Raw genomic sequence first — 19,591 nt, 5'->3', positions numbered from 1 at the left:
ACCATGGCTCTGCCCTTGACCGGTGCTCAGACGGGTGTCTGGTTGGCACAGCAGTTGGAACCCGACAACCCCGTCTACAACGTGGCCTGGTGCCTGGACCTGCGCGGCGCGGTCGACCACGACCGGCTGGAGGCGGCCGTCCGGCAGGCGATCGGCGAGGCGGGCGCGCTGCACGTCCGGTTCACGGGGCAGGGCCAGGTGCCGGTGCCGGTGTCCACCGACATCACGCACCTGTCGTTCGACTCGCCCGCCGACGCGCGGGCGTGGATGGACGACGACCTCGCGCGGCTGACCGACATCGCCAACGGTCCGCTGTTCCACCACGCTTTCCTGTGCATCGCCGACGACCACGTGATCTGGTACCAGCGCTACCACCACCTCGTGCTGGACGCCTACGGCTGCGTGCTGATCACCCAACGCGCCGGCGAGCTGTACGCGGCTTCCGATGAGCCGCGCCCCAAACCGGTGGAGGCGTTGGTCGACGCTGACATCACCTACCGCGATTCCTCGGCGCGCCGAGAGGACCGGGCGTACTGGCACGCGAAGATGGCCGACCACCCGGAGCCGGTGCGACTCGTGCCGCGTGCCGCCGGGCAGGTGCGCCAGGTCATCCGACGCACCGTCGAACTGCCGAACGCCCTGTCGTCACGGCAGGTCATCGCCGCCGTCGCCACCTACACCCACCGCGTGACCGGCGCGTCCGACCTGGTGCTGGCCATGCCCATGACCGGTCGGCGGGACGAGGTCAGCCGGGTCACGCCCGGCATGGCGTCCACCGTGCTGCCGCTGCGCGTCACCGTGCGGCCGGACAGCACGATCACCGGCCTGATCGCGGACGTCGACCGGGAGATCCGCGAAGTCCTCCCGCACAGCGCCTACCGGGGCGAGGACCTGGCCCGCGAACTCGGCCTGCGCGACGGCATCCCCGAGCTGGTCGGGCCGACGGTCAACTACCTGGGCTTCGGTCGGGAGACGGAGTTCGGCGACCTCGACACCACGTTCCACATGCTGTCGCTGGGACCGGTCAACGACCTCACCACGTCGTTCCTCCGGCGCGGTGACGGACGGCTGGTCGTCACGTTCGAGGCGAACGCCGCCGTGTGCACCGAGGAGGAGCTGGCCGACCACCAGCGGCGGTTCCTGCGCGTGCTCGACGCCGACCCGGACCAGCCGGTCGCGCACATCGACCTCGTGGACGACGGGGAACGCGCGCGGCTGCTGGAGTTCGGCACGTCGCCGCGCGAGGTGGACGAGGTGACGTGGCCCGGCGCGTTCGAACGCCAGGTCGCCCGCACCCCGGACGCCGTCGCGGTCGTGTGCGAGGACGTTTCCCTGACCTACGCCGAGCTGAACGTCGCCGCGAACCGGCTCGCGCGTGCGCTGCGCGCGCAGGGCGTGCAGCCGGAAGACGTGGTGGGCGTGGCGTTGCCGCGGTCGGCCGACCTGGTCGTCACGCTGCTCGCGGTGATGAAGGCGGGCGCCGCCTACCTGCCGCTGGACCTCGACCACCCGCGTGACCGCGTCGACTACATGGTGGCCGACGCGGGCGCGAAGCTCGTGATCACGCCGGAGTCGCGGTTCGAGCTGCCTTTCGACGGCTCCGACCTCGGGCTGGACATCGCGCTGGACCAGGCCGCGTACGTGATCTACACGTCCGGCTCGACCGGCAGGCCCAAGGGCGTCGTGGTGACGCACGAGGGCATCGGCAGCCTCATCGCGACCGCGCTGGACCGCATCGGCATCACCCCGGACAGCCGGGTCGTGCAGTTCGCGTCCGTCGGCTTCGACGTGGCCGTGTGGGACCTGTGCATGTCGCTGGGCGTCGGCGGGCGGGCGATCGTCGTGCCGTCGCACCGCCGGGTCGCGGGCGAGGCGTTGACCTCGTACATCGCCTCACACCGCGCCACGCACATGATCCTGCCGCCGTCGCTGGTCGCCGCGCTGCCGCCGGAGTGCGAGCTGCCCGAGGGCGCGGTGCTGATCGTGGGCACGGAGACCGTGCCGACCGAGCTGATCGCCCGGTGGGCACGGCGGCTGCGCGTGGTCGCCGCCTACGGGCTCACGGAGGCCACGGTCAACTCGACCCTGTGGGCCGCGCAGCCGGACTGGACCGGGCCGGTGCCGATCGGCGTGCCCGACCCCAACACCCGCTGCTACATCCTCGACTCGGCGTTGCGGCCGGTGCCGGTGGGTGTGGAGGGTGAGCTGTACGTCGGTGGGCGCGGGCTCGCGCGTGGTTACCAGGGGCAAGTGGCGCTGACCGCGTCCCGGTTCGTGGCCGACCCGTTCGGGGCTCCCGGCGCGCGCATGTACCGGACGGGCGACCGCGCCCGGTGGCGTGCCGACGGGAACGTCGACTTCCTGGGCCGGGCCGACGGCCAGGTGAAGATCCGCGGGTTCCGGATCGAGCCGGGCGAGGTCGAGAGCGTCCTCATGGCGCACCCGGACATCGCGCAGGCCGCCGTGCTGGTGCGGGAGGACCACCGGCGGGTGAAGCGGCTGGTCGCCTACGTGGTCGGGTCGGCTACGCCGGTGGTGGCGCGGGAGCACGTCGCGGGGGCGTTGCCCGAGTACATGGTGCCGTCCGTGGTGGTGCCGCTGACCGGGCCGTTGCCGTTGACGCCGAACGGGAAGCTGGACCGCGCGGCGCTGCCCGAGCCGGACTGGACCGCGCTGGGCGGTGACGCGCCGGCGACCAACCCGGTCGAGCAGACTCTGGTGGACCTGGTGGAGGCCGTGCTGGGGCTGACGCCGGGTATCCACGACAACTTCTTCGAGCTGGGCGGCGACAGCATCGTCACCATGCAGCTGGTGTCGCGGGCCCGTGACACCGGTCTGGTGATCACGCCGCGTGAGGTGTTCGAGCACCGGACCGTGGCCGCGCTGGCCCGTGTCGCTCGTGAGGCCGTTCCCGAGGTCGAGCTGACCGGGTTCGACGGTCCCGTGCTGCCGGTGTCGCCGTTGCAGGAAGGGTTCTTCTTCCACGCGCAGTACGACACGGACGACTCGTACGTGGTGCAGGAAGTGCTGACTTTGGACGTCGGCCGGGAGGACGTGCAGGGGCTGCTGGACCGGCACCCGTTGCTGCGGGCGGGTTTCCGGCAGACCGACCGGGGACGCGTGGAGCAGGTGATCGCGGAGGCGTTGACGCTGCCTTGGCGCGAGTACCCGGCTTCCGATGATCTCGAAGGCGTTCTGGCGGCCGAGCGCGCGGAGGGCTTCGACCTGTCCCGGCCGCCGTTGATGCGGGCGGCCCGGTACGGTGACCGGCTGGTGCTGACGCTGCACCACATCCTGCTCGACGGGTGGTCGGTCGGGTTGGTGCGGCGGGAACTGGTGGGTGGCCGGGTCGAGCCCGTCGACCACCGGCGTTACTTCGCGTGGCTGGCGAGCCGGGACCGGGACGCCGCACACGCCGCCTGGCGCGCGGCACTGTCCGATGTGGACGAACCGACCAGAATCGCCGGAACCGCAATTGTCGGACCCGGCCGGCAGAATAAAAGCAGGGGTCCCCTGGGCGGGGACGCTCGCGAAGCACTGCGCTCGGGCGGGGACCTCCGCGAAGCACTGCCGTCGACCGCGCTTGAGGTGTCGCCGAGGCACGGGCAGCACCGCGTGCGGCTGCCTGCCGAGCTGAGCGCGTCACTCGTCGCCGAAGCGCGTCGGCGCGGCCTCACGCTCAGCACCGTCCTGCACGGCGCCTGGGGGCTGCTGCTCGGCGGACTCACCGGGCGCGCGGACGTCGTCTACGGCACCACCGTCGCGGGCCGCCCGGCCGAGGTGCCCGGTATCGAGAACGCGGTCGGTCTGTTCATCAACACCGTCCCGGTGCGCCAGCGCTGGCGCGGTGCGGACAGCCTCGCCACCGTCTTCCGGCACTTCCAGGACGAGCAGGCCCGCCTGCTGGACCACCAGCACCTCGGCCTGGCCGAAATCCAAAGGGTCACCGGGCACGGCGAGCTGTTCGACACCCTCGTCGTGGTCGAGAACTTCCCGGACGTGGTGGACGACGTCGAGATCCGCGACCAGGTGCACTACCCGCTCGCCCTCGTCGTCCTCCCCGGCGAGCGCATCGAACTCCGCCTCAAGCACCGCCTGCCGGACGCCGAAGTGGCCGCCCTCGGCGAACGGCTGGTCGGGCTCCTGTCCGCGTTCGCCACCACCCCCGACCGACCCGTGGCGAGCCTCGACCTGGTCTCCGCCCGCGAAACCGAGTGGTTCGCCGAACTGAACGCGACCGCCGCCGACGTGCCGGAAGGCACGCTGGTCAGCCGGATCGCCGCCCAGACCGCCCGCACCCCGGACGCCGTCGCGGTCGTCTACGACGGCGTCTCCCTCACCTACGCCGAACTCGACCGCCGCGCCACCGCCCTGGCACGCAGGCTCCGGGCCGGCAACGCCGGTGACGTCGTCGGCGTCGCCGTGCCCCGCTCTGCGGAACTGGTGGTCGCGCTGCTGGGCGTGCTCAAGTCCGGCGCGGCCTACCTCCCGCTGGACCTCGACTACCCGGCCGAGCGCATCGAGTTCATGCTCGCCGACTCCGGCGCGACGACCGTCGTGCGGCCCGAGGACTGCCTGGACGAGAACGCGCCAAACGTCGAACTGCCCGCCGTGCAGCCGGACCAGCCCGCCTACCTGATCTACACCTCGGGCTCGACCGGACGGCCCAAGGGCGTCGTGGTCACGCACCGGGCCATCGTGAACCGGCTCGCGTGGATGCAGCACGAGTACGGCCTGGTCGCCGACGACCGCGTGCTCCAGAAGACCCCGTCGAGCTTCGACGTGTCGGTGTGGGAGTTCTTCTGGGCGCTGTGCGAAGGCGCGGCCGTCGTGCTCGCCAAGCCGGACGGCCACCGCGACCCGGCCTACCTCGCCGACCTGATCCGCCGCGAACGGATCACCACGCTGCACTTCGTGCCGTCGATGCTGGCCGCGTTCCTCGGCGTCCCCGAGGTGCACGAAAGCGCACAGTGGTCCGCGAGCCTGCGCCGCGTGTTCAGCAGCGGTGAGGCGCTGACCGGTGACGTGGCCGGGCGGTGGCTGGAGCTGACCGCCGTGCCACTGCACAACCTCTACGGCCCCACCGAGGCGGCTGTCGACGTCACCTACTTCGAGTACGACGCCGCGCCCGACCTGGCCGTGCCGATCGGCCGCCCGGTGTGGAACACCCAGCTGCACGTGCTCGACCCGTTCCTGCGACCCGTCCCGACCGGCGTGCCGGGTGAGCTGTACCTGGCGGGCGTGCAGCTCGCCATGGGCTACTACGGCCGGTTCGCGCTCACCGCAGAGCGGTTCGTGGCCAACCCGTTCGGTGCGCCTGGTTCCCGCATGTACCGCACGGGTGACCTGGTGGTGCGCCGCCCGGACGGCGCCATCGTCTACCTCGGTCGCACCGACCGGCAGGTCAAGGTGCGCGGCAACCGGATCGAGCTGGGCGAGGTCGAGTCCGCGCTGGGCAAGCTGCCCGGCGTCCGGCGAGCCGCCGTGATCGCCCGGGACAACCAGCTGCTGGGTTACGTGACGCCGCAAGACGTCGACCTCGACGCGCTGCGCTCTGGGATCGCGGAAGCCCTGCCTGCCGCGATGGTCCCGCACGCCCTGGTGGCGCTGCCGGACTTCCCGCTCACGCCCAGCGGCAAGCTCGACCAGAACGCGCTGCCCGCGCCGACCGCCACGGTCACCGCCGACCGCCGTGCACCGCAGACCGACCGGGAACGCCTGCTGTGCGAGGTGTTCGCCGACGTGCTGGGTTTGACCGAGCCGGGCGTGGACGACGACTTCTTCGTGCTCGGCGGCGACAGCATCACGTCGATCGCGGTGTCCAGCCGGGCCCGCAGGCTCGGCATCGAGATCAGCCCGCGTGACGTGTTCGAACACCGCACGGTCGCCGCGCTGGCCACGGTGGAGGCCGTCGACACGGCGGTCGAGGACGCCCCGCTGCTCGTGCTGACCGACGAACAGCGCCGCGCCCTGCCCGAGGCGGAGGACGTGTGGCCGCTCTCGCCGTTGCAGGAGGGCCTGTACTTCCACTCCAGCTACGACACCGGCGCGCTCGACGTCTACCTCTCCCAGGAGACGATGGACTTCGCCGGCCGGCTGGACCTCGACCGGCTGCGCCGCGCAGGTGCCGCCCTGCTCGAGCGCAACCCGAGCCTGCGCGCCGGGTTCACCAGCGACGGCGTGCCCGGACCGGTGCAGTTCATCGCACCCGGCCTGGAGATCCCGTTGCGCGTGGTCGACCTGGCCGACGAAGCCGGGATGTCCGACGAAGCCGCGATGGCCGATCTGCTGGCCGCCGACCGGCGTGAGCGGTTCGACCTGGCCGCGCCGCCGCTGTGCCGGTTCCTGGTGCTGCGGCTGCCCGACGGCCGCGACCGGCTCGTCATCACGCACCACCTGATCCTGTGGGACGGCTGGTCGGCGTGGCTGTTCCTGGAGCAGCTGCTGGAGCTGTACCGGGACGTCGACGCCGAGCTGCCGCCGCCCGGCTCCTACCGCGACTACCTGACGTGGCTGGCGCGGCAGGACCACGACGTCGCACTGCAGGCGTGGCGCACCGCCCTCTCCGGCCTGCGCGAACCGACCCTGGTCGCGCCGGTGGACCGCTCGCGTGAGCCGGTCATCCCGGCCGAGTTCCACCGGGAGCTGTCCGAGGACCTGACCGACCGCATCCGGGCGCAGGCCAGGCAGCACGGCCTGACCGCCAACGCCGTGTTCAACGCCGCGTGGGCGCTGGTGCTGGCGAGCCACGTCGGCCGGGACGACGTGGTGTTCGGCACCGCCGTCGCGGGCCGCCCGGTCGAGGTCGAGGGCGTCGAGCACGTCATCGGCATGTTCCTCAACACCATCCCGACCCGGATCGCGGTCAACCCCCGCGAGACCGTGCTGGAGCTGCTGCGCCGCATCCAGGCCGAGCGGACCGCGCTGATGTCCTACGAGCACGTCGGCCTGGGCGAGATCCAGCAGGAGGCCGGGCACCGGCAGCTGTTCGACACGCTGTTCGTGCTGCGCACCGGCGACGGCGACGACCGGCAGGGCGAGCTGGCGTCCCGGCACGGCGTGCTCGACGTGTCCAATGTGGACGGCACGCACTTCCCGTTGACGCTCATCATCACGCCGGGCGCCCGCACTCGCGTCACGCTCGCCTCCCGGCCGGACGTCTTCGCCACCGACGCCGCCCAAGCGCTGCTCACCCGGTACACGACCGTGCTGGAACGGCTGGTCGACGCGCCGAACGCCCTGCTCGGCGCGCTCGACGTGCTGCCCGACCACGAGCGCCGCGCGTTGGCCGCCGAGTGGGACGCCAGCGCCAACCCGATGATCGAGGACACCGTCGCCGACCTGCTGGTCGCCCAGGCGCGGAAGACGCCGGACGCGACCGCGCTGGTGTTCGGCGACCAGCGGCTGACCTACGCCGAACTGCAGGACCGGATCGACACGCTGGCCCGGCTGCTGATCAGCCGGGGCGCGGGGCCGGAACGGGTCGTCGCGCTGGCGTTGCCGCGCACCACCGAGATGGTGGTGGCGCTGTTCGCGGTGCTGCGCACCGGCGCCGCCTACCTGCCGCTGGACCTCGACCACCCGGCCGACCGGCTGCTGCTGATGATCGAGGACACCGAGCCGCTGTGCGTGCTGTCGACCACGGCGGTCGGGTTGGTGCCGGACGCGCTGTGCTTGGACGATTTGGGCGCGGACGACCTGCCTGACGCGCCCGACGAGGTCGAGTGGCCCCGGTTCTCGCTGGAGCACCCGGCGTACGTGATCTACACGTCCGGCTCCACCGGCCGCCCGAAGGGCGTGGTCACGCCGTACCGCGGCCTGACGAACATGCAGCTCAACCACCAGCAGGCGATCTTCGCGCCTGCCATCGCGGCGGCCGGGGGACGACGGCTGCGCATCGCGCACACCGTGTCGTTCGCGTTCGACATGTCGTGGGAAGAGCTGTTGTGGCTGGTCGAGGGCCACGAGGTGCACGTGTGCGACGAGGAGCTGCGCCGTGACGCGGCGGCACTGGTGGCGTACTGCGACGAGCACCTGATCGACGTGGTCAACGTGACCCCGACCTACGCCCAGCTGCTCATCGAAGAGGGCCTGCTGGAGGGGCACGTGCCCGCGCTGGTGCTGCTCGGCGGCGAGGCCGTGCCGGAATCGGTGTGGCAGCGGCTGCGCGACACGCCCGGCACGTACGGGTACAACCTGTACGGGCCGACCGAGTACACGATCAACACCCTGGGTGCGTCCACTGAGGACAGTGAGACGGCCACCGTGGGCAAGGCGATCTGGAACACCCGCGCGTACGTGCTGGACGCGCACCTGCGGCCGGTGCCGCCCGGTTCGCCCGGTGAGCTGTACATCGCCGGTGTCGGCCTGGCCCGCGGCTACCACGACCGGTTCGGCCTGACCGCCGAGCGGTTCGTCGCCGACCCGTACGGCCCGCCCGGAACCCGCATGTACCGCACCGGTGACCTGGTGCGCGCCCGTGCCGACGGCAATCTCGACTTCCTCGGCCGCACCGACGACCAGGTCAAGATCCGCGGCTACCGGGTGGAGCTGGGCGAGGTCGAGTCGGCGCTGGCGGCCCAGCCCGGCGTGACGCACGCGGCGGTCGTCGTGGACGCCGGTCCGGGCGGTGTGAAGCGGCTCATCGGCTACGTCGTGTCTTCCGTCGAACCCTCTGTGTTGAAGGAAGGCCTCAAGTCCGGCCTGCCCGACTACATGGTGCCCGCCGCGATCATGCCGGTGGACGCGCTGCCGCTGACCGTGAACGGCAAGCTCGACGTGCGGGCCCTGCCGAAGCCCGTGGTGACGGGCATGGCGTCGTCCCGTGCCGCCGCGACCCGCGAAGAGGAAGTGCTGTGCGGGTTGTTCGCCGACGTGTTGGGCGTGCCGTCGGTGGGCGTGGACGACAACTTCTTCGACCTCGGCGGCCACTCGCTGCTCGCCACCCGGCTGATCAGCCGGGCCCGGTCGGCGCTGGGGGTGGAACTGGCGATCCGCGACCTGTTCGACGCGCCGACGGTGGCCGAACTGGCGTCACGGGCCGGTGGCGGGTCGGTTCGGCCGCCGCTGGTGCCCGTGGAACGGCCCGCCGAGCTGCCGCTGTCGTCGGCGCAGCAGCGGTTGTGGCTCATCCAGCAGATGGAGGGCACGTCCGCCGCGTACAACTTCCCGCTGGTGTTCAAGCTCTCCGGCCCGCTGGACGTGCCCGCGTTCACCGCCGCCGTCGGTGACGTGGTCGACCGGCACGAGGCGCTGCGGACCGTGTTCGGTGAGCACGAGGGCGCGCCGTTCCAGCGGGTGCTGCACGACGTCGCGCCCGTGGTGGTGGTGCGTTCGGCTGTCGAGGACGACGTGCCCGGCATTGTGCGCGAGGAGGTCGACCGGCCGTTCGACCTGCGCACCGAGCTGCCGTTGCGGGTGACGATCGCGTCGCTGGGTTCGGACGAGCACCTGATCGTCATCCTGCTGCACCACATCACCACCGACGAGTGGTCCGACCGGCCGTTCCTGCGCGACCTCGCGTCGGCGTACCGGGCGCGGCAGGCCGGTGAGGCTCCGCAGTGGGCTCCGCTGCCCGTGCAGTACGCGGACTACACGGTGTGGCAACGGAACGTGCTCGACGTCGTCGGCGAGGAGCAGTTGGACTTCTGGGCGAAGGCGTTGGCCGGTGTGCCGGAGGAGCTGGAACTGCCGGTGGACCGGCCGCGTCCGGGACGGCCGACGTTCCAGGGCTCGGACCTGGAGGTCGTGTTCGAGCCGGAGTTGGCCGACGGGCTGCGGGCGTTGGCGCAGACGTCCGGTGCGTCGATGTTCATGGTGTTGCAGGCCGCCGTCGCCGCTCTGCTGGGTCGGCTGGGCGCGGGTGACGACATCCCGTTGGGCGCGCCGATCGCCGGCCGCACCGACGAGGCGTTGGACGACCTGGTCGGGTTCTTCGTGAACACGCTCGTGCTGCGGGCGGACCTGTCCGGTGACCCGAGCTTCGCCGAACTGGTGGCGCGGGTGAAGGAGACGTCGCTGGCCGCGTTCTCGCACCAGGACGTGCCGTTCGAGGCCGTGGTGGACCGGCTCAACCCGGTCCGGTCGGCGGCGCGCAACCCGCTGTTCCAGGTGATGGTCGGCTACCACAGCCGGGGCGGTGACGCGGGGTCGTTCGACGGCCTGCCGGTGACGTGGGTCGGCCACGAGACCACGACCGCGAAGTTCGACCTGGTGTTCAGCTTCACCGAGGTGGTCGACGGGCCGGTGACGTGCCGGCTGGAGTACGCGACCGACCTGTTCGACCGGGTGACCGTCGAACGCCTCGGCGCGCGGCTGACCACGCTGCTGGACGCCGTGCTGGCCGCGCCGTCCGCGCCGGTGAGCGCGGTGGACCTGCTGGCGCCCGACGAGCGCCGGCGCGTGGTGGACGAGTTCAACCGGACCGCCCGGGTGGTGCCGGAGGAGACGTTCACGACGATGTTCGCCCGGTGCGTCGCCACCGCACCCGACGCGGTGGCCGTGGTCGACCGCAACCGGTCGGTCAGCTACGCCTGGCTCGACGCCCGGTCCAACCGGATCGCCCGGCTGCTCGCCGCACGCGGCATCGGCCACGAATCGGTGGTGGGCATCGCCGTGCCGAAGTCGGCGGACATGGTCGCCACCGTCGTGGCCACCCTGAAGCTGGGCGCGGCCTACCTGCCGCTGGACCTCTCCCACCCGGCCGACCGGATCACGTACATGATCGAGGACTCGGCGGCGTCGGTCGTCGTGACCACGTCCGCCGCGCCGGTTCCGGTGCCCGCCGTGCTGCTGGACTCCCCGTCCGTGGTGGCGGAACTGGCCGCGCTGGACGAGTCCGCTGTGGACGGTGGGCCGCTGGGCCTGGACTCCGCGATGTACGTGATCTACACGTCCGGCTCGACCGGTCGTCCCAAGGGTGTGGTGGTGCCGCACGAGGGGATCTCCAGCCTCGCCGCGACCGCGATCGACCGGATGGGGCTCACCTCGGAGAGCCGGGTGCTCCAGTTCGCGTCGGTCGGGTTCGACGTGGCCGTCTTCGAGCTGACCATGGCGCTGTGCGTCGGCGGGCGGCTCGTGTTCGCGCCGGACGAGGTGCGGGTCGCCGGTCCCGAGCTGACCGACTTCCTGCGCGACCGCCGGATCACGCACATGATCCTGCCGCCGTCACTGGTGTCCGCGCTGCCCGCCGACTGCGAACTGCCCGAGGGCTCCACCATCCTGGTCGGCACCGAGACCGTGCCGCCGGACGTGATCGGCCGCTGGGCGGGCCGGCTCAACCTGCTCGCCGCGTACGGCCTCACCGAGGCCACGGTCAACTCCACGCTGTGGAAGGCGCTGCCGGACTGGGACTCGGCGGTGCCCATCGGCATCCCCGACCCCAACACCACCGTGTACGTGCTGGACGACCGGCTGCGGCCGGTGCCGCCCGGCGTCGTCGGCGAGCTGTACGTGTCCGGGCGCGGCCTGGCCCGCGGCTACCTCGGCCAGTTCGCGCTGACCGCGTCCCGGTTCGTCGCCTCGCCGTTCGGTCCGCCCGGAGCCCGCATGTACCGCACCGGCGACCGCGCGCGCTGGCGTGCCGACGGCAACCTGGACTTCCTCGGCCGCGTCGACACCCAGGTGAAGATCCGGGGCTTCCGGATCGAACTCGGCGAGATCGAAGCCGCCCTGGCACGGCACCCGGCCGTGACGCAGGCGGCCGTCGTCGCCGACCGCACGGGTGACGTGACCAGGCTCGTCGGGTACGTCGTCGGCTCGACGGCGGACGACCTGCGGGCGTTCGTCGCCGAACGGCTCCCCGAGTACATGGTCCCGGCGACGGTGATCTTCCTGGACGGCCCGCTGCCGTTGACGCCGAACGGCAAGCTCGACCGGCGTGCCCTGCCGCAGCCCGACTGGTCCGCGCTGACCGGCGACGACCGGCCGGTGACGCCGGAGCAGAAGGCGATCGCGGAGCTGTTCGCCGAACTGCTGGGGGTGTCACCGGGCATCCACGACAACTTCTTCACCCTCGGCGGCCACTCGATGGCGTCCATGCGGCTGGTCGGCAAGATCCGGTCGGTGTTCGGGGTCGACATCGCGTTGCGCGACGTGTTCGACTCACCGACCGTCGCCGGGCTGGCCGGGCGGCTGACCGGCGTCACGTCGGCCCGTCCGCCGTTGCGCCGGTTCGACCGGCCGGTGGACCTGCCGTTGGCGCCCGTGCAGCGGGGGCGTGGCTCGTCTTCGTGGGACCACGCCCTGGCTCTGCGTGCTCGGACGCCGTTCGACGTGCCCGCTCTCGTCGCTGCCTACGCCGATGTGGTCGGCCGCCACGAGCCGTTGCACACGGTGTTGGACGGTGACGTGCAGCGTGCCGTGCCCGTGCCGCCGCTGGAGGTCGTGCCGGTGGTGGCGTTGGACGAGGCGCTGGCCGCGGTCGCCGCCGAGGCGGTCGACCTGACCGCGCAGCCGCCGGTTCGCGGTCGGTTGGTCGTGGACGCGTCCGGCGGGCAGGCGCTGCTGCTGACCATGAGCTACCTGGCGGTGGACGAGTGGTCGGTCGTGCCGCTGTTCCGCGACCTCCAGCACGCCTACGCGGCCCGCCGCGCCGGTGACGCTCCACAGTGGACCGAACTGCCGGTGGCCTACGCCGACTACACGTTGTGGTCGCTGGAAGTCGTGGAGTCGGTGGGGGAGAAGCAGCACGCGTTCTGGCGTGAGACGTTGCGTGACCTGCCCGTGCTGGCGCTGCCCTACCAGGGGGAACGCCGGCCCGGTCGTTACGCCGCCGCGGTGATCCCGTTCTCGCTCCCGGCGTCGCTGCACGCGTCCATCGACCGGTTGGCGGCGCAGACCGGCACCAGCATGTTCATGATCGTGCAGGCCGCGTTGGCCGCCGCGCTCACGCCGTACGGCACGGACATCCCGATCGGCACGATGGTGGCCGGGCGGACCGAGGAGGCGCTGGCCGACCTGGTCGGCTCGTTCTTCAACCGGATCGTGCTGCGCACCGACACCGCCGGCGGCCCCAGCTACACCGAACTGCTGGCCCGGATCCGCGCCACCAACCTGGCGGCGCTGGACCACGCGGACGTGCAGGTGCCCGCCGAGCCGCAGGTCATGATCGTCCACCACGAGAAGGCCGTGCTGTCGACGCTGGAAGGCGACACCGGCTCGCTCGAAGCCGTGCCCACCGGCACCACGCCGGCCGAACTGACCGTCAGCTTCTACGAACCCCAGGACGACGGCCCCGTGCCGTGCTTCCTGGCCTACTCGACCGACCTGTTCACCCCAGCCACCGCCCAACACCTGGCCGCCGCCGTGCTGGACCACCTGCACCGCGCGACGACCGACCCCGACCGGAGGATCGAGCCGTGACCAACCCGTTCGAAGACCCCGAAGGCCGCTTCCACGTCCTCGTGAACGACGAGGGACAGCACTCGCTGTGGCCGTCGTTCGCCGACATCCCGGCCGGCTGGACCGCCGAGTTCGGCCCCGACACCCGAGACGCCTGCGTCGCCTACGTAGAGGAGCACTGGACCGACCTACGCCCCCTCACCCTGCGCTAACCCCCCCAGCCCCCAGCCCCCAGCCCCCAGCCCCCAGCCCCCGAGAGTCGAACGTTCAGGTCGCGTGTGTCCTACGTTCAGGCGCGGTGTGTCCTACGTTCAGGAGCCCTGAGTTCTACGTTCAGGTTGCCCCGGGTTCGTCCTCGGGCTCCGGACGCGGCGCTTGGGTGGACGTCCCGCGGTGTTCCGGACGTGCGACGCAGGGGCCTCGTGAGGCGGTTCGCGCCACCCCACGAGGCCCGGCCATCAGTACACGAAGCACTCCGTGCCCGCGTAGCCGGCCGCACGGACGTCCGCCGCGGCCAGTTGACCGGCGAACCTGCGCTCGACCTCGGCACGTTCCGCCGCGTTCGGCAGGTCGTTGCGGCACGACGTCGGCGCACTCGACCCGGACATCAGGTCGGCGCACAGCCCGGTCCGCCGGTCCGGCAGGCCGAGGATGTGCCCGATCTCGTGCGTCGCGATCCGGGGCCGGTAGTAGCCCTGGTCCACGGCCTGGCGTCCCATGTAGACGGTCCCGTTGCCGAGCGAGTCGACGTACGCCCGCGGCCACCCGTTGTCGGCGAGGATGCGGATGTTGGTCGGCGTGCCCGTGGTCTTGCGGGCCAGCTTCACGTTGGCCACGGAGTTGTTCCAGTTCGTCGCGGCGCGATCCCAGTCCGCGGTGAACTCCTGGGCCTGGCTGACGTCGTAGTACAGGGTGCGCACCAGCGCCTGCGGGTCCGCCGACGCACTGGGCGCGGCCACCGCGACCAGCGGCAACAGCAGGCCCAGCACGGTCACGACGACACGCGCGGCCTTTCGTACGAGCATGGTGGTCTCCTTGGGTACAGGGATGGGGAGCCGTGCTGACAGGGGAGGCTCCCGCCATCCCAACGAACCAGCCGTAGCCGATTGTCACCAGGCCCATACGTAGGGTTGTGCGCATAAGTGAATTGGTTGACTCTGACTAGTCAATCGAGGATAGTCAGAGTTGACTAGGGAGGTGGCGCGGTGAAGTCCAAGCGGAAGGTCGGTAACCTGCTCGGCTTGGCGGTGCTCGGCTATCTCGTCCGGGAGCCCATGCACCCCTACGAGCTGAGCCGGCTCATGCGCGACCACGGGGACGATCGCAGCATCAAGTTCACCCACGGCTCGCTCTACATGGTCTTCGGGCAGCTCGCCAAGGCCGGGTTCATCGTCGAGCACGAGACGTCACGCGAAGGGCAGCGGCCCGAGCGGACGGTGTACGCGTTGACCGACGCCGGGCGGGCGGAGCTCAAGGACTGGATGCGCGAACTCGTCGCCGAACCGAGGCACGAGTACCCGCACTTCGTGGCGGCTCTGTCCATGATCGGGGCGCTGCACCCCGACGAGGTCACCACCCTCCTGCACGACCGGCTGGACGGCCTCGGGCGGCAGCTCGACGAGGCCGAGGAGATCGTCGCAGGCGCCGACGCGCACCCGCTGTTCCTCGTCGAGGAGGAATACCGCATCTCGATGCTGAACGCCGAGATCGCGTTCGTCCGGCACTTCCTGGCACGCATCGAGGACTGGCGCCCGCTGTGGGCGGGCTTCCACGAGGAGGAACGATGAGAGCGACCGTTGTCGGGGGCGGCATCGGCGGCCCTGTCGCCGCGTTGGCGTTGCGGAAAGCCGGGATCGAGGCCACGGTCTACGAACGCTACGACCGCACGGCCGACGGTTCGGGCGGGGCGTTGAGCATCGCGCCCAACGGGCTGCAGGCGCTGGACGTCGTGGGGCTCGCGGACGCGGTGCGGGACGTCGGCACGCCGATGACCGCCATGGCGTTGCAGAGCTGGACGGGCAAGACGCTCGGCCGGTTCGGCAGCGAGCCGCCGCAGCTGCTGGTGTGGCGCTACGACCTCTACCGCGTGCTGCGGGAGGAAGCCGTCCGGCGCGGCATCACCGTCGAGCACGGCAAGAAGCTCGTCGACGCCGTCGACCACGGCTCGCACGTCACCGCGCACTTCGCCGACGGGGCCGAAGTGGACTCCGATCTGCTGGTCGGCGCGGACGGCATCCGGTCGACCGTGCGCGGGATCATCGACCCGGGCGCGCCGGGACCGCGTTACGCCGGCCTGCTCGGCTTCGGCGCCCGGATGGCGCGGACCGGTGAACCGTCGACCGACGGCACCATGCGGCTGGTCTCGGGCAAGCGCGCGTTCTTCGGCTACCAGGTCCACGACGACGGCTCCGGCGGCTGGTTCGCCAACCTGCCCCACAAGACACCGATGACGTCCGCCGAAGCCCGTGCCACCAGCGCCGAGAAGTGGCTGGACGTGCTCGCCTCGGCGTTCGCCCCGGACCGCACGCCCGCCGCCCGGATGATCGCCGCCACCGACCCGGCCGGCCTGGTGGTGACCGGCGGGCTGGAGGACGTGCCGAGCGTGCCGACGTGGAGCCGTGGCCGGATGGTGCTGGTCGGGGACGCCGCGCACGCCACGTCACCGAGTTCGGGGCAGGGGGCTTCGCTGGCGTTCGAGAGCGGGGTGCAACTGGCCCGTTGTCTGCGCGACCTGCCGTACGACGAGGCGTTCCGGGCTTATGAGAGCCTGCGTCGGGAGCGGGTGGAGCGGGTCATCGCCCAGGCCGCGCGGACGAACCGGGACAAGGCCGCCGGTCCGGTCGGTCGGGTGCTGCGGGACGTGATGATGCCGTTGGCGTTCAAGTTCGTCGATCCGGCCAGGTTCACCTGGCAGTTCGAGCACCGGATCGAGTGGGACGACGTACTCAGCCGCGCGTAGTCGATCGGAGGTCGATGTGACCGGAGCGGACACCCGGCTCCCGCACGGGTACACCAACGCGACCGGCAAGGCCGGGGGAGTGGTGCGCAAGTCGTACCTCGGCCCCGATCCGCTGGAACGGGCCGCTGTCGAGCGTGCCGCGTTGGCGGGGTTGCACGGCCGGTTCCCCGTGCCCGCCCTCGTACCCGGCGCCCCTGACGGCTCGCTGTGGCTGGAGGAGGTGGACGGCAGGCACGCGCAGGAGGTGATCGCCTCCGGGCGGGCCGGGGAGGTGCTGCGACTGTGCGGCGAGACCCGGCGGCGGTTGTCGGAGATCGACCCGGCCACCGTGCCGGGTCTGCCGGGTGACGGTGACGGTGACGGTGACGTGATCGTGCACGGTGATTTCGGGCCGCAGAACGTGCTGCTGAGCGCGGGCGGCGGGACGGTGCTCGCGGTGATCGACTGGGAGCTGTGCCGACTGGGGGCCGCGGTGGACGACCTGGCGTGGACCGAGTGGATCGTGCGGACCCACCACCCGGAGGCGGTGGGGGATCTCGGTGAGCTGTTCGCCGGGTACGGCGAGCGGCCCGCGTGGTCGGTGCGGCACGAGGCGATGTCGGCGGCGTGTCTGCGGTGCCGTGACTTCTGCGAGCGGTGGGACGCACCGGACGCGGTCGCGATGTGGGAAGGGCGCATCCGCGCCACGGAGGCCTTCACGGAGTGACGCGGTCATCCCGATCGGCGACTGCATCGCTGTCTTCGCCAACGGCGGCACGGCGGCCTACGCGCTCGCAGTCCACGGTTCGGCCGCCGTGCTGGTGCTCATCGCCGCGGCGTCGTTGCTGTGGGAGACCCGGAAGCGGTCAGCAGGAACGCCGGCGACCACCAGTAGTCGTGCAGCCGGGTGACCTCGACACCGGTGAACCCGGCCCGCGTGACCTGTTCGGCCCACCGCGACGCGGGCTGTTCCCAGGTCGCCCGGGTCGCGCCCGGCACCAGCTGGCCGGTGAGCACCGGCATCAGGAAACCCTGCGCCACCAGCGTCCGGTCGGCGTCGTACTCGGTCAGTCCGCGTTCGTAGGCCTCCGCCAGGAACCTGCGGTGCTCGGGGCTCGCGTGCGGCAGGTCCGGCACGTCGAACTCGACCACCGCCAGCACGCCGACGTGCCCGACCAGGTCGGCCAGCACCTCGTCGCGCACCTCGTGCGGCAGGGTGTGCAGGGCGAACGTCGACTGGGCCACGTCGAACACCGCGTCGTCCGGCAGTGCCGCCGCGAACGGCTCGACCCGGCTGTGGCGGGCGTCCACCTGGAACCCGTCCAGCGCCCGCACCGCCGAGTCGAGCAACGTCTCTGAAGGCTCCACCAACGTGACGGACGCCGGCGCCTGCTCGACGGTCAGCGCGGGCCGCAACGCCCGCCCGTCACCGCAACCGATGTCCAGCAGGCTCGACGGCCGGACCCGGGCGTAGAGGTTCCCCAACGCCTCGGTGACCGCCTGGTAGAGGCCGACGTTGCCGCCGCCGTTGATGAACGCCTCGAACGCGGCCGGCTGGTCGTACACGGACCCGCTCCGCGCGTCGTCCAAGTGCTCGGCCAGGGCCGCCGTGAGCGGTGTCCCGCCACCGCGGACCGCCTCCCTGGCCCGGTCGATGTCTCCGGCGGCCAACGCCTTCAGGGCTTCGTCGATGTAGGTCGTCACCGCACGAGCTAACCAAACGGCCTGCTCGATCGCGTTCTCCAGGTCGCCGAACGCACCGCGGACCACCCGGCCGGCGGCCTCGTCGTGCGGGAGCAGTTCGGTGGCGGTGTTGCCGAGCATGCAGCTGCGCCCCGGCGTCGTGTGCACGGTGAGTCCGACGGAATTCCCCTGGGTTCAGCGACCGCGCATCACGATCAGGTCGCCGTGGCCGCCGTACCCGAGGACGGGCTCGGCGTACTGCGTGCCGTCGAACGTGATCAGCCACCACTCGTGGCCGACGGGCAGCAGCATCGGGTGCGGGATGTTGGTGCCGTACGGCGCGTCGAGCGCCCCGAGCTTGCGCATCGACATGTCGTACACGGGGTAGTGCCCGGCGTCGCTGTCGCTGGCGAAGACGTACCAGCCCCGGCCGACGCGCTGGATGATCGTCCCCTCGGCCTGGTCCAGCGTGTCGTCCGCGCCGACCATCCGCGACTCGCCGTAGTCCGCGCCGGGCGGTGCGACGGCGAGCGCCGGGTGGAACACGAACGCCGGCCGCTGCGCCTCGCTCTCCACGAACGCGAGGTGCCAGCGGTCGTCGACGCGGGTCAGGGCGGGGTCCCACGAGCTGACGGCGGTCGGCAGCGCCAGCCGCGCGGAGGGCAGGACGTGCACGCCGCGCAGCACGTTCGCGGTGGTCGTGGTGTGGCGGATGTGCACGCCCTCGAACGCGAAATCGCCCCACGAACTCGTCAGCACGACGAACCGGCCGGTGCGGTCGTCGTGCACGATCTGCCCGGCGTGATCGCCCAGCACGACGCCGTCGCGCTCGAAGAACAGGACCGCGACCTGCTCCAGCCGGGTGGGGTCGGCGAGGTCGATCGTCCACACCGCCCAGTGCGCCTGCTGGAAGAAGCCCAGGCCGGCGTTCGTCATCGTCAGGTAGAGCTTGCCGTCGCGGACGAACGGCCTGCCGTCGGCGTGCTGCACGACGTGCGGGTCGCGGACACCGGCCTGCCCGAAGTAACCCGCCCGGACCCGACCGAGCCGCACGTCCCCGCGCCCGCCGTAGGCGTAGTCGAGGCCGTCCAGGACCGCGGGGACCCGCAGGTCGACCAACGCCCGCACGCCGTCCCGTTCGGTGAGCACCGGTTGCCAGCCGGTGCCGGTGCTGGCGGTGTCGGTGTCGGTGTCGGTGGCGCCGGTGGTGTCGGCGGTGTCGACCAGGACTGTGACCGCGTTCTCGTTGACCACCACGGCGAACCGGAACGCGCCGCTCACCCGCACCTCGGCGGACTTCACGACGGTGGTCGCGCCGCCGGTCGTCACCTCGATCGCGGCCCGACCGGTGGTCGCGTCGAGCGTGCCGAGCACCGAGGTGCCGCCGCCCGCCAGGCCCGCCACCACAACGCCGTCCGCCCGCCGCACGTCCACCAGTACCGATGCGAACGGCGCGCGAGGACGGACGCCGGTGCGGACGAGCGTGCCGGAGGTAGGGCTGGTCCCGCTGTCGTACTGCACGAACCGCGGTGACACCAGGTCGAACGGGCGGTACCGGTGCGATACCGCGAAGTGCAGGTCGAGTGGAGTCACGGACGGCTGACCCATCGCGGGCACGTTACCGAACCG

Annotated in this window: 8 protein-coding genes; 5 read left to right on the top strand and 3 right to left on the bottom strand. The window is 71.8% G+C overall.

The features are described from left to right. The first annotated feature begins 3 nt into the window (after positions 1-3). Positions 4-13,362 (top strand): non-ribosomal peptide synthetase, encoded by a 13,359-nt coding sequence (locus FM051_RS34375; RefSeq protein WP_158850798.1) that lies wholly within the window; start codon positions 4-6, stop codon positions 13,360-13,362. Continuing rightward, complete coding sequence (locus FM051_RS34370) at positions 13,359-13,553, top strand: MbtH family protein (RefSeq protein ID WP_158850796.1); 195 nt, start codon at positions 13,359-13,361, stop codon at positions 13,551-13,553. The genes FM051_RS34375 and FM051_RS34370 overlap by 4 nt, the downstream gene beginning before the upstream one ends. A 246-nt stretch (positions 13,554-13,799) precedes the next feature. On the opposite strand, the gene FM051_RS34365 is transcribed toward FM051_RS34370, so the two are convergent. Continuing rightward, positions 13,800-14,366, bottom strand: a complete 567-nt coding sequence (locus FM051_RS34365; protein WP_158850794.1) for a snapalysin family zinc-dependent metalloprotease — start codon at positions 14,364-14,366, stop codon at positions 13,800-13,802. Positions 14,367-14,546: 180 nt separating this feature from the next. On the opposite strand from FM051_RS34365, the gene FM051_RS34360 reads away from it, so the two are divergent. The 3 genes from FM051_RS34360 to FM051_RS34350 are packed head-to-tail and all read left to right on the top strand — an operon-like array spanning position 14,547 to position 17,006. Beyond that, complete coding sequence (locus FM051_RS34360) at positions 14,547-15,128, top strand: PadR family transcriptional regulator (protein ID WP_158850793.1); 582 nt, start codon at positions 14,547-14,549, stop codon at positions 15,126-15,128. Then, positions 15,125-16,300: an FAD-dependent oxidoreductase gene (locus FM051_RS34355; protein WP_158850791.1), complete on the top strand. Its 1,176-nt coding sequence runs from the start codon at positions 15,125-15,127 to the stop codon at positions 16,298-16,300. Before FM051_RS34360 ends, FM051_RS34355 begins: the two co-directional genes overlap by 4 nt. A gap of 16 nt (positions 16,301-16,316) precedes the next feature. Further along, entirely contained in the window at positions 16,317-17,006 is a 690-nt protein-coding gene (locus FM051_RS34350; RefSeq protein WP_202919167.1) for a phosphotransferase family protein, read from the top strand. A 98-nt stretch (positions 17,007-17,104) separates the two neighbouring features. Here FM051_RS34350 and FM051_RS34345 read toward each other — a convergent pair whose 3' ends face one another. Further along, the gene (locus tag FM051_RS34345; RefSeq protein ID WP_238412863.1) at positions 17,105-18,130 is read right to left on the bottom strand and encodes a class I SAM-dependent methyltransferase; all 1,026 of its coding nucleotides are present in this window, start codon (positions 18,128-18,130) and stop codon (positions 17,105-17,107) included. 27 nt (positions 18,131-18,157) lie between these two features. After that, a complete protein-coding gene (locus FM051_RS34340) occupies positions 18,158-19,570 on the bottom strand; it encodes a hypothetical protein (protein WP_238412862.1) in 1,413 nt (470 codons plus the stop codon). Positions 19,571-19,591 lie beyond the last annotated feature (21 nt).

The organism is Saccharothrix deserti, from assembly GCF_009769385.1.
Taxonomy (GTDB): Bacteria; Actinomycetota; Actinomycetes; order Mycobacteriales; family Pseudonocardiaceae; genus Actinosynnema; species Actinosynnema deserti.
This window is presented reverse-complemented; position numbering and strand designations above follow the sequence as displayed.